The sequence below is a fragment of the Parendozoicomonas sp. Alg238-R29 genome (assembly GCF_947331445.1).
Classification (GTDB): Bacteria; Pseudomonadota; Gammaproteobacteria; order Pseudomonadales; family Endozoicomonadaceae; genus Sansalvadorimonas.
In genome coordinates this window covers 1-12,437 of record NZ_CAMZOG010000108.1, presented here as the reverse complement: position 1 = coordinate 12,437, position 12,437 = coordinate 1, and the positions used below count along the sequence as shown (strand labels likewise).

General features: G+C 47.0%; 8 protein-coding genes and 1 riboswitch. Of the genes, 3 read left to right on the top strand and 5 right to left on the bottom strand.

The features are described 5' to 3' along the window. Positions 1-899: 899 nt before the first annotated feature. The 4 genes from QMA35_RS19350 to QMA35_RS19335 form a co-directional block, all read right to left on the bottom strand. Positions 900-2,099 (bottom strand): glycine betaine/L-proline ABC transporter ATP-binding protein, encoded by a 1,200-nt coding sequence (locus QMA35_RS19350; protein WP_281648793.1) that lies wholly within the window; start codon positions 2,097-2,099, stop codon positions 900-902. Continuing rightward, positions 2,092-2,991: a proline/glycine betaine ABC transporter permease gene (locus QMA35_RS19345; RefSeq protein WP_281648792.1), complete on the bottom strand. Its 900-nt coding sequence runs from the start codon at positions 2,989-2,991 to the stop codon at positions 2,092-2,094. The genes QMA35_RS19350 and QMA35_RS19345 overlap by 8 nt, the downstream gene beginning before the upstream one ends. A 12-nt stretch (positions 2,992-3,003) precedes the next feature. Continuing rightward, positions 3,004-4,011, bottom strand: a complete 1,008-nt coding sequence (locus QMA35_RS19340; RefSeq protein ID WP_281648791.1) for an ABC transporter substrate-binding protein — start codon at positions 4,009-4,011, stop codon at positions 3,004-3,006. A gap of 107 nt (positions 4,012-4,118) precedes the next feature. Further along, positions 4,119-4,598: a MarR family winged helix-turn-helix transcriptional regulator gene (locus QMA35_RS19335; protein WP_281648790.1), complete on the bottom strand. Its 480-nt coding sequence runs from the start codon at positions 4,596-4,598 to the stop codon at positions 4,119-4,121. Positions 4,599-4,804: 206 nt separating this feature from the next. On the opposite strand from QMA35_RS19335, the gene betT reads away from it, so the two are divergent. Beyond that, a complete protein-coding gene (gene betT / locus QMA35_RS19330) occupies positions 4,805-6,772 on the top strand; it encodes a choline BCCT transporter BetT (RefSeq protein WP_281648789.1) in 1,968 nt (655 codons plus the stop codon). A gap of 782 nt (positions 6,773-7,554) precedes the next feature. After that, positions 7,555-8,805 (top strand): serine/threonine transporter SstT, encoded by a 1,251-nt coding sequence (sstT, locus tag QMA35_RS19325; RefSeq protein WP_281648788.1) that lies wholly within the window; start codon positions 7,555-7,557, stop codon positions 8,803-8,805. A 58-nt stretch (positions 8,806-8,863) separates the two neighbouring features. Here the strand turns inward: sstT and QMA35_RS19320 are convergent, their stop codons facing one another. Further along, positions 8,864-9,820 carry a hypothetical protein gene (locus QMA35_RS19320; protein ID WP_281648787.1) on the bottom strand — a complete coding sequence of 319 codons (957 nt, stop codon included), beginning with the start codon at positions 9,818-9,820 and terminating at the stop codon, positions 8,864-8,866. A 167-nt stretch (positions 9,821-9,987) separates the two neighbouring features. Continuing rightward, a riboswitch (TPP riboswitch) is annotated at positions 9,988-10,129 on the top strand. 102 nt (positions 10,130-10,231) lie between these two features. On the opposite strand from QMA35_RS19320, the gene thiC reads away from it, so the two are divergent. Continuing rightward, a complete protein-coding gene (gene thiC / locus QMA35_RS19315) occupies positions 10,232-11,941 on the top strand; it encodes a phosphomethylpyrimidine synthase ThiC (protein ID WP_281648786.1) in 1,710 nt (569 codons plus the stop codon). The last annotated feature ends 496 nt before the right edge of the window (positions 11,942-12,437 follow it).

Genomic DNA, 12,437 nt, shown 5'->3' with positions numbered 1-12,437 from the left:
GAGTCTGATAAATGGGAATCAGAGACTACTATAAATTATGTGGCTCGATGGTACCTATTTGATGCAATTGCCCTGATCCCTAGGGTGTTCCCGGGTAACACTGAAGGGTGGATACTTTATTAGTAATGGCTTGGGATGTTTGAGCGAGGTCCTTTTTACACCGCGAGTAGGGTTTGATTTCCCCATGGGTTTCTTGCGCCGAGCTACATGTTCTTGTTGCTCACGACTTGGTATTTTAACCGGGTAGCTCAGTACATCGTACATGCTATAAATCCTTATATAATTAATAGGGTTAAAAGTTTTAAGTTACTGTTGACTTCAGTAAAACTTTTGACAAGTTGTGCTGTAGTATTGAGATCAATATATAAGGGAAATAGTTTTAGGGGCGTGTAACAAGGCTGTTAGATTTTTCTCAGGCTTTGAAATAACTCTGCCCTTTTCTTCTCTGGTAACTTCCGGTGGTGTTGTTCCTAAGGGCAGCCCAGATCACATCGAATCCTCTGACCACTGAAATCTCTGAGCAGACTGTATTCTAAGATCGTTTGATCTTTAGAACCTCTCTGACGGAATCAAAGCCCGTCTGATGCGAACCAGGTGGGCTTTTTTCGTTTGAATCCTGTTTAAACGACGGGAAATGGTTTGGCGATCATCAGCCAGAAAAGACCAGGAATAGCTATAAATGCCGGTATCCCGAGAGCGACCCAATATTTCATTAAACGATGAAAGCCTGGGGGCATTACATTGTCCTGTGGCGATTTATCAGCCAGGGAACGCAGGCGAAGTAGCAACCAATGCTGGAAAAACGTGGACTTCTATGTTGTTTCAGAGGCGGGATCTTTCACTAAAAACTCGACCGGAAACCCAGTCGAGAGTTTAGTCATATTTAACGTCTGTCTTTGTCAGGCCGCTCGATGTGGCGTTCCAAGAACCTCTACAACTGCAGATCTTGAAAGTTCACCGTGTAAGCCGCCATCTTCATCTACCACTGGCAGGTGATAGTCTGTTTCCAGAGTATCGGGGATAACGGTTTCCAGTACAGCGTCACAAGAGACTGCGGCCAGAGGCTCGACAACTTTGATGCACATTCTGGCATCAGCATCTTCCTCGTATGCCTGTTCAAGTGTTTCCTGAAGAACAACCCCTTGGTAGCCATCTTCATTCACATAGTAGCCATAGCTTTCTGGTAGCTTCTTCATTTGTTCCAAAGCTCCACAGATCGTTTCAGCGGTAATGCGATTGAGAGGTGGCTGCATCACAGTTTCAACTGTCAATGCTCTTGCGCGGTTCACATCTTTTACAAAAGCTTCTACGTAATCTGTGGCAGGGTGGAGAAGAATGTCTTCAGGCTTACCGACCTGTACCAGCTCACCATCTTTGAGGATAGCGATCCGATCTCCCAGTCTCAGGGCTTCATCCAGGTCATGGGTAATAAAGACAATAGTTTTGTGCAGCCCGGCCTGTAGTTCAATCAACTGATCCTGCATTTCACTGCGAATCAATGGGTCGAGAGCAGAAAAGGCTTCATCCATAAGAAGAATTTCTGCATCAGTACAAAGTGCCCGTGCTAAACCCACACGCTGCTGTTGACCACCTGAAAGCTGGGAAGGATACTGTTCTTCGTAACCTTTCAAGCCAACGGTTTCCAGCCAGGTTGCCGCTTTTTCCCGACGTTCTTTTCTGGGTACGCCCTGAACAGATAAACCATAGGCGACATTGTCAATCACCGTGCGATGGGGCATTAGACCAAAGCGCTGGAATACCATAGACATTTTGTGTCGTCGGAACTGTTCCAGAGCCTTTTTACCAAGGCTCATCACATCCTCACCATCCACAAGAATCTGACCTTCTGTTGGATCGATCAAGCGGTTGAAGTGACGAATCAGGGTGGACTTTCCGGAACCGGACAATCCCATAATTACAAAGATTTCACCCTTGTTAATAGTCAGGTTGATGTCTTTTAAACCAAGGGTGTGATCGTGCTGGGTCAGCAATTCATCTTTGCTGATACCGGCACGCACTTTATCCATAAACGCATTGGGCTTTCGGCCAAAGACCTTGTACAGGTTTTGGATTTTTATCAGTTCCTGAGAATCAGACATGACCAGTACCTCCCAGATGTTTCTGAGAACGTTTGGCCCAGGCTTGTGACACCCGGTCAAACATAATAGCCAGCGCGACAATGGCCAGACCATTCAACAGCCCCAGTGTGAAATATTGATTGGTAATAGATTTTAGAACCGGCTGCCCCAAACCTTTCACGCCAATCATTGATGCAATCACAACCATAGCCAGTGCCATCATAATGGTCTGGTTGATACCGGCCATAATTGTCGGCATGGCTAATGGCAACTGCACACCAAACAGGCGTTGGGTTGAACTGGCACCGTAAGCGGATGCGGCTTCCAGAACCTCTTTATCCACCAGACGAATACCAAGGTTGGTCAGGCGAATAACAGGAGGAATCGCATAGATAATGACGGCAATAAGCCCGGGTACCTTGCCAATGCCCAGAAGCATGACCACAGGAATCAGGTACACAAAGGCAGGCATAGTCTGCATAACATCCAGTATTGGCGTTACTGTACTCTGTACCCTGTCGGACCGAGCCATAAAAATACCAATGGGAATGCCCAGGATAATGGCCATCACGGTACACACGGTAATCATACTGAGTGTGCGCATGGTGTTATCCCACATACCAAAGTAGCCGATAGCCACCATAGCCAGAGTAATGCCAGTAGTCAGCTTCCAGGAACGGCTGGCCAGCCATACCATGGCTGTTATTGCACCCAGCACCAACCACCAGGGTGACTGCAGCAGTAACTGTTCGAACCACACCAGGAAACGAAGCAGCGGATCAAAGAACGCTTCAATAGTATCCCCGAATTCACGGGAAAAGCTCCGATAAGCGCCGTCCAGAGTTTTACGGATTCCGATTAAGTCACCGCGATCCATCTGGGGAAAATCTTGTAGCCAGGACTTCTCGGCCATAAATCCCCCTGCTTAAAGCTCTGCCAGAGCATTGTTGATTTTGTCAGCCACGTCGCCAGGCACCCAAGCTTTCCAGAGCTGTGGATAATTGTTCAGGAAGTATTCTGCGGCCATCAAACCATCAGCCTGATTTTCTTCCATCCAGGCCAGCATGCTGTTCATCTCGGTATTATTGAATGAGCGGTTGCTGATGTAGCTGTAAGCCTGAGGTGCTTTTGTTGCAAAACGCTCTGTAGTGACAGAGTGAACCGGTGATGGTGGATACATGGTTACCTTAGGTTCCAGGCAATCGTCCTTGGTCGTGCAATTCAGAAACTCTTCTTTATCGACACCACTTCCAAAGTCGATTTTCACCATGTCATATTTGCCGAGGATGGCACTGGGCGCCCAGTAATAGCCAAACCAGGGTTGTTGGCGCTCATAGGCTTTAGCAATGGAACCGAACAGTCCTGCACCTGAGCCTGGATCAATAACCTCAAACCCCTTTTCATCCAGTTTCAGGGCATTGAAAAGATTTCCTGCGGAGATCTGGCAGTTCCAGCCAGCCGGACAGTTGTAGAAAGCGCTGAGATCAGGGTTTTCCGGATGTTTGAATAAGGGAGCACTTTTAATCACGCCTTCAATGGTTGCCAGAGAAGGGTCTTTCTCTACCAGGTATTTGGGAACCCAGAAACCTTCTTCACCACCTTCAGAGAAAGCTTTACCTGCATAACGCAAGCGTTTTTCAGCAACGCCCTTATCGAGCGCTTCTTTCATGGTGTTACTCCAGAATTCCGGTGCGATATCCGGTTCTCCCTTTTCCACCATAGAGGCACCAGTAGCCATGGTGTCTCCGGGAACCAGCTCAATATCACAGCCATAACCGTTACTCAGGATAAACTGATCAACATGTGCCAGCAGGGATGCGGAGTTCCAGTTCATATCTGCTACGGTAATTTTCCCACAGCTTTCTTGAGCCCATGAAGTACTGGAGATCGTGAGGAGAGACGCTGCGCCAACAGCTTTGATGACACTTTTCATTTGAGTTGCCTGCCCGAATTTTAATTATTCTTCTGTTGCATTGTTGCAAAAGGTTACAGATCAAATGATAAGAGTTCAAATTAATTTAGAGTGAATACACTTTGGGTCTAAGGGCTGATAGCCGCTACATCCAGCACTGGCGCAACGTTCAGGCTCTCAGCATCCATCATATTGGCAATGCGTTGCAGGGCTGAAAGCAGTTGGGTTTTTTCCCAGTCTTCCAGTGATTCGAAACGCTCTATGAATTTTTCGTGGAGTAGCGGTGGCGTGTTGCTAAGTACTTCTCTGCCATTACTTGTGAGCCTGGCGTTGACGATGCGCTTGTCTGTTACGCTGCGTACCCGCTCAATCAATCCCCGTTCTTCAAGACGGTTAAGGATCGTGGTTACTGTCGCCTGACTCAGGGAAACATCCTGTGAAACACGCTTAACTGTGACATCCCCCAGCTGTTTTATTGCTCTCAAAACCATCACTTGAGGAATGGTTAGCCCGCAGACTTTGATCATTCTTTTAGAGTGCAGGTCTGTAGCTCGCATGATCTGGCGCAGAGAAACCAGTACATCATTCCAATAAGGGGATTCGGACATAGTTGTTTTACTTATGAAATTCTTAATTCAATGCATCTGTTTGCCACAAAAATCGGAAAAAAACAAACTTGGTTTGAATACTAACAATTAGATGTCTAACATTACTGGCGCTGTATTGTCCAAGAATTTGTTACTCCGGTTCATTGCTATAGAGCCTGATTACTTTTACTCAAATCCGAAGATAGTCCTTTTTATGGTTTCACGTTATGGTTTCACGTAAAAGGTCGGTTCATAATATTAACAAGCCAGTTTTTGCCGGATCCGCCGCTCTTGTTTTCTTTCTTGTCGGTTATGCGGCATTGTTTCCGTCCCATTCAGAAGCTGTATTTACAGCTGTCCAGAACAGCATTATGACCAATGCCAGTTGGTTTTATGTTGCGGCTGTAGCGGTCATTTTGATTGGTGTTGTCTGTATAGGGCTCGGTCGCTATGGCGACATTAAGCTGGGCCCCGACCATTCTGAGCCAGATTTCAGTTTCTCATCCTGGTTTGCCATGCTGTTTTCCGCAGGTATGGGTATTGGCTTGATGTTCTTTGGGGTAGGGGAGCCGGTGATGCACTTCCTCTCTCCTCCCAAGGGGGACCCGGGAACAATCGAAGCCGCTAAAGAAGCCATGGGGATTACCTTCTTTCACTGGGGCTTTCATGCCTGGGCAATCTACGCGATAGTGGCTTTGATTCTGGCCTTCTTTGGGTACCGCCATAACCTGCCTCTTACTTTGCGATCTGCTCTTTACCCGTTAATTGGCGAAAAAATTTACGGACCCATCGGGCATATGATCGATATTTTCGCCATTGTGGGCACTATCTTCGGAGTGGCTACGGCTCTTGGTTATGGTGTTTTACAAGTTAACTCTGGTTTGAACTATCTGTTTGCTGTTTCTGTAACCACAGAAGTTCAGGTTGGGCTAATTATATTTATTACCGCTTTGGCGACCTTGTCAGTTGCCTCAGGTTTGGATAAAGGCATACGTCTCTTATCTGAGTTGAACTTATTGCTGGCCTGTCTGCTGTTGTTGATAGTGATAAGTCTCGGACCAACAACGCTGTTGTTACAGATGTTTGTGCAAAATTTTGGTGGTTACTTTTCTGAGCTGGTAGATAAGACCTTTAACCTTTATGCCTATGAACCAACCGACTGGCTGGGTGGCTGGACACTGTTCTACTGGGCCTGGTGGCTGTCCTGGTCGCCATTTGTGGGAATGTTTATAGCCCGTATCTCCCGGGGAAGAACTATTCGGGAATTTATCTGTGGTGTTCTCTTTGTTCCTTCGGCGCTGACCTTTCTGTGGATGACTGTATTCGGCAATACATCTATAGATTTGATTATGCATCACAATGCCGGGGATCTGGGGCAGATCGTTCAGACGGATGTATCGCTGGCCTTGTTCAAATTTCTGGAATACTTTCCCTTCACTAACGTGCTCTCTGGCATTGCCACCATTATGGTGGTGATCTTTTTCGTTACATCATCTGATTCCAGCGCTATGGTGATTGACTTGCTGGCCTCAAAAGGCAAGGGAAAAACGCCAGTTTGGCAGCGTATCTTCTGGTCCTGTTTGATTGGGTTGGTGGCTTTGGTGCTCATGCTGGCCGGAGGACTAAAATCCTTACAAAGTGCCACCATTGCCACTGCATTGCCGTTTTCTATCATACTTTTGATTTCCGGTTATGGCTTGTTAAAAGCATTGGCTATAGATGCAGCAAAGAGAGAAAGCCTTTCTCAAACTACACTCTCTCCCAGCTCAGGTTCCCACCATATTCCATGGGAAAGTCGCCTGCATAACCTTATTAATTTTCCTGAGCAGAAGAGCGTTGCCCGTTTTATGAACAAAACTGTGCTCTCGGCAATGCAGGCTGTTTCCGGTGAGCTGAAAAACCAGGGCGTTGAAGCCTCTATCGATACCAAGCTCAGGGGGATTCCTGCGCTGGTGGTTTCCCACGGAGATGAACAGGATTTTCTCTACCGGGTGAAACCAAGAGCGTATATGCAGCCCAGTTTTGTGATTGATGATGAAGACGAAGATGAGAGTAAGTATTACCGGGCCGAAGTCTTTCTCCTCGAAGGTGGGCAGGATTACGACATTATGGGTTGGACCCGTGAGCAGGTAATCGGCGATATCATCGACCAGTATGAAAAGCACATGCACTTCCTCCACACTGTTCGTGATTGAATACACCTTAACCAGCCTGTTGACCTTACAGCAACCCAGTTGGTAGCTGTTCACTCTACGCCCTTCCACAGTTATGCTGCTTTATTCGCCAAAGATACAGAGGTTGTCTTTTAACAGGGTGGCCCCTAGATTTTTTTGGTGTTCTTTCTTTCATCGTGGGCACATTCCTATCGCAGATGTTGAGATATTTCCGAAAAAGACAAGCAAATAAGGAGCGGTGGAAACCCGTGTAAAACAGGCATTTGAGTGCAGGCAGATGACTGATTTCAGGAAACTTGTAAAGGTGGAAAGAGTAACTCCGAGCGCTTAATAAGATGTAGCCGTAGTCAATCTCAGAGCTGTAAGTAATAACAGATGTTTGTTTGGGGAAGGTCAGTGTTTTTGATAAACGTCAGTTTCCTTACAGTATGTGTCAGTTTTCTTTAATCAAAAAGAAACACTCAAGTGAGCCCTGATAACCAGACTACCACTATAGGAATAACAAATTGGCGCTAAATTTTTCCGATAAAGTTCAGTTTGGGAGATAAATGTTCTGTTGTTATTAGTATGTACTGTTCGTTTTTTGTTATCTCTGTTTGACTTCGATCATGGTTCCTACAGCAAGAGCCACACATAATCCCTGCCAGCTGATTCAGAGTCAGGGCTGAAAAGCCTTAAAAATTAAAGTATTACGTCTCTGATCCAGAGCCTGAAAACAATTGTTGAACCTAAGTGGGATAAGACTGCAGCCAGGAAGGTTGTAGTTAGATATTGCACCGGAAATCTCTCGACCAGGGGACACCATGAGTCAGACCACCTCTCTGATGAATCGCTACACAAGTAGCAGTCTGATCTTGCGAATCTTTATCGGTATTGTGGCCGGTGGAGCACTGGCCGCCATCGCGCCGGATACCGCTAAGATGCTGGGGCTGTTCGGCAGCCTGTTCGTAGGCGCTTTGAAAGCTGTTGCGCCGATTCTTGTATTTGTTCTGGTAACGTCAGCTATCGCTAACCAGAAGAAAGACTCCAACACCAATATGCGCCCAATCATCGCGCTGTATCTGATCAGTACTTTTGCTGCTGCTCTGACTGCTGTGGTCATGAGCTTCATGTTCCCAACGGAACTGACTCTGGCAACCACCAGTACCAGCACCACGCCTCCTGGTGGTATTGGTGAAGTTCTGAACACTCTGCTGTTCAAGATCGTTCAGAACCCTGTGAAAGCGCTGCTGGATGGCAACTTCATTGGTATTCTGGCATGGGCTGTTGGCCTGGGTATCGCCCTGCGCCACGCGGCTGATCAAACCAAGCGTACCGTTCACGATATGTCTGACGGCATTGCCAAGATCGTTCGCTTTGTCATTCAGCTGGCACCTTTCGGTATCTTTGGCCTGGTTGCTAACACCATCGCTTCTACTGGTTTCGGCGCTCTGGCCAGCTACGCTCGCTTGCTGGGTGTTCTGCTGGGTTCCATGATTATTATTGCTCTGGTTATAAACCCAATTATTGTTTTTGTAAAAACCGGCATGAACCCTTACCCACTGGTTCTGCGCTGCCTGCGTGAAAGTGGCATCACGGCCTTCTTTACTCGTAGTTCCGCGGCCAACATTCCAGTGAACATGAAGTTGTGTGACGACCTGAAACTCCACGAAGATACCTACTCTGTATCAATCCCTCTGGGTGCGACCATCAATATGGGTGGCGCTGCTATCACCATCACTGTTATGGCTCTGGCTGCTGTACACACTCTGGGTATTCAGGTTGATATTGCGACTGCCGTACTGTTGAGCATCGTGGCTGCTGTATCTGCCTGTGGCGCGTCTGGTGTTGCTGGTGGTTCCCTGCTGCTGATTCCTCTGGCCTGCTCCCTGTTCGGTATCTCTAATGACGTTGCCATGCAGGTTGTTGGTGTAGGCTTCATCATCGGTGTTATCCAGGATTCCGCCGAAACCGGCCTGAACAGCTCCACTGATGTTATCCTGACTGCAGCTGCCTGTATTGCTGCCGAGAAGAAAGGCGAGCACATTGTTAACGGTCAACAGCAAGCTGCCTGATAACACAACTTGATTGTGTTTTAAAAAAAGCCCCGACCTTTGTGTCGGGGCTTTGTTGTCAGGCAGTCTGCAGATGGCGATTGCCCCAGTTTTCTAGATGTTCGTCTCTCTGGGATGACGCTGTGTCATAGACTGAGTCAAGCCGCTTCCTTCTGGAGATCAGAAAGCCGTGCTGAGCCAGAGGATGGAGCTTCTGACCAAGATTTCTTCTTTCTTTGGCCAGTTTAGTGACCTGATCCTTTTGTTGATTTTTCAAACTTTCGAGTCTCTTGTAAGTATCGCTGCTGTAGATTCTATTTTGGGTTTTCGCTAACTCTTCCCTCAGTTTGCCAACGTCTTCAACAGCTTGCGCATATTGGTTTCCAAAAATTGCTTCAGAGATCAGGCCCTGTCGGTGATGTCTACACTCGTTTCTCCTCATTTTGGCTGCGCTTAGCTGGTTTTTTTTATGTCTTATGGGAGCCTCCAATTGCCAAATCTCATTTTTCGTTTTTGAAAGAATCTGACGCTGCTCGTAGAGGAGTTTGCTTGATTCCTGTGTTTTCGCTCTTACGTTGTTTAGCTCGGTGGTAAATGCCGCAACAGATTTAAATGAGTATGTTCTTTGCAAGTTGTCCCAAGAGCGCTGGGTCTTAACAGCTAATGTGTTAATTTGACGATTAATGCTGTTCATCTTGTTTTCAGATTGATGGAGTCGGCGCACCAGTTCCTGTTCGGGAGAGCGGCTGATGTAACGTTTAGCTAACAGCGCACCCAAAAACGCCCCAGCTGGCCCGGCCAGACAGAAACCAGCCAATGCCCCTAAAGCTATGTACTTTCTTTTTCTTGACTTGCTGATGACGTAATCAGCAAGGGGGGTTGTTGCTCCATCGCCAGATTTTACCGGAATAGCTTTTTGCACATTGTTATTTTCAGAGACTGTGTTGCTAGTGCTGTTGGTTACCGAATGCTTCGTGCTCCCCTGTACTGGAAGAGTACAACTGGGTAACGGCTGTGAGTTGGTTAATTTGTTCATAATGCACTCTCCTCAATTAATATCGTTATAGATTTAAGTATTGAAAAGAATCCCCGTTGCGCTATGAGACCTTGGGATGAGTCAATTGGATTAGGTAGAAAAACCGGAAATAAACGAGGAGTAAAACTATAGTCGTACCCGAGTGCTGGTTTGTGTATATAATCTACCCAATCTTGTCGGAGTGCCGGGAAACTGGCTGAGACCCTCAAACCTGTCTGAAGATATTTCGGGGCTGGGGAATCCGTTGAACCTGATCAGGCCTGATGATGTATTATCAGTACCTGCGTAGGGAACAAGTCTCAGATCAGGTCTCAGATCAGCATAGTGGTATAAGCCTGGTTATTCAGAGCCCTTCGAACGTGTCCGGCAAGCCCATCCGCTCAAAAACCAATAAATAAGAGGAACACTGTCGTGGCTTGCAATCCGGATCACCTTCTAAAGGATGCCTGTCGTCCATTCCCCTCCTCAAAGAAGATTCATATCACTGGCAGTCGCCCCGATATTCGTGTGGGAATGCGAGAGATTTCCCTTGCCAATAGCCCAGAACGACTTGGTGGCCAACCCAATGAACCGGTAAGGGTTTATGATACATCTGGGCCTTATACCGAACCCGATTTCACCCATGACCTAAAAGAGGGTTTGGCACCTTTTCGCAAACAGTGGATTGAAGAGCGGGAAGATACGGAGCTTTTGGATAATTGCTCATCTTCTTTTACCCGTTCCAGGGAAAATGATCTCCGTCTTGAAGATGTGCGGTTCACCAATCGGAAAACACCTAGAAAAGCTAAACCCGGGAAAAATGTCTCGCAGATGTATTACGCACGACAGGGGCTTATTACTCCTGAAATGGAGTACATCGCTATACGGGAAAGCATGGGGCGTACAGATGGTGATGTCATCACTCCTGAATTTGTTCGCAAAGAAGTAGCTGAAGGGCGGGCGATTATTCCTGCCAATATTAATCACCCGGAATCCGAACCAATGATTATTGGCCGGAATTTTCTGGTGAAGATAAACGCTAATATTGGTAACTCCCCCATCGCGTCTTCCATTGAAGAAGAGGTTGAAAAATTGCTGTGGTCGACCCGTTGGGGGGGCGATACGGTGATGGATCTTTCTACCGGTAACAATATCCATGAATCCCGGGAGTGGGTTATTCGCAACTCTCCGGTCCCTATTGGAACTGTTCCCATCTATCAGGTGCTGGAAAAAGTGAAGGGGAAAATCAAAGACCTGAACTGGGATGTGATGCGGGATACCTTGGTAGAGCAAGCGGAGCAGGGGGTTGATTATTTTACTATTCACGCCGGTGTTCTGCGGGAACACGCCGCTAAAACCGCTAACCGGGTAACCGGCATTGTTTCCCGTGGTGGAGGCATTCTGGCTCAGTGGTGTGAGATTCATAACCAGGAGAATTTTCTCTATACCCATTTCCGGGAAATTTGCGAATTGTGTCAGACCTATGATGTCAGCCTCTCATTAGGCGATGGTTTGCGCCCAGGTTGTACAGCGGATGCCAATGATGCAGCCCAGTTTGACGAACTGAGAACTTTGGGGGAGTTGACAAAAATTGCCTGGGAATACGATGTTCAGGTGATGATTGAAGGCCCGGGCCATGTGCCAATGCATAAGATTAAAGAAAATATGGAACTGCAGCTGGAGTGTTGCCACGAGGCTCCTTTCTATACTCTGGGGCCACTGATTACGGATATTGCCCCCGGCTACGATCACATTACTTCCGGTGTTGGCGCGGCAATGATTGGCTGGTATGGCTGTGCTTTGCTTTGTTATGTGACCCCTAAGGAACACTTGGGTTTACCCAATCGGGATGACGTAAAAGAAGGTCTGATTACTTACAAAATTGCCGCTCATGGTGCAGATCTTGCCAAAGGACATCCCGGGGCGAGAATTCGGGATGATGCATTATCAAAAGCGCGTTATGAATTCCGTTGGGAAGATCAGTTTAACCTTGCTCTTGATCCAGAAACGGCCAAAGCCTATCACGATGAAACACTGCCGCAGGATGGCGCGAAAGAATCTGAATTCTGCTCTATGTGCGGCCCGGATTTTTGTCCGATGCGTATGACCCGTGAAGTACGGGAACTGACTGAACAGGAGTAAGCTGATATTTTCAGGAGGCGTATAGGCTTACGCTTCCTGAAAAGAGACTTTTGAAAGTTGTTTCACGATATGATCGGTCAATTGTTCTTTAGACTAGGGGTCGTTCTCAATTAAGCATACGACTCAGCGCTACTCGAAGGGCAATGCTGAGCTCGATGCCTAATTGAGAATGCCCCCGATGGAGTCTCGGTAGTGCACAGAAACTTCCTTTCACCGACTACTGAAGAGTGCCTGATGAAATTGCGGGGTATCACTCATTTGTATTTTTCTAATGGTGCAGTTCACGGTGACAGTCGATAAAGGTTAATTAATCACCGGATAGTAAATGTTTCCCCAGGGCTGTTCACGGCTCTGTTCACACTAACTGTGGGTTAAGCCAATGAGATGCCTCCTGATCTAACAAACTCTCTTCTGAGAAGATATGTGTCTTTAAAAATCGTTTCCAGCCCAGATAACGCGATAAATATTTCGTAGCCATGCCTTTGAAAAAACCATT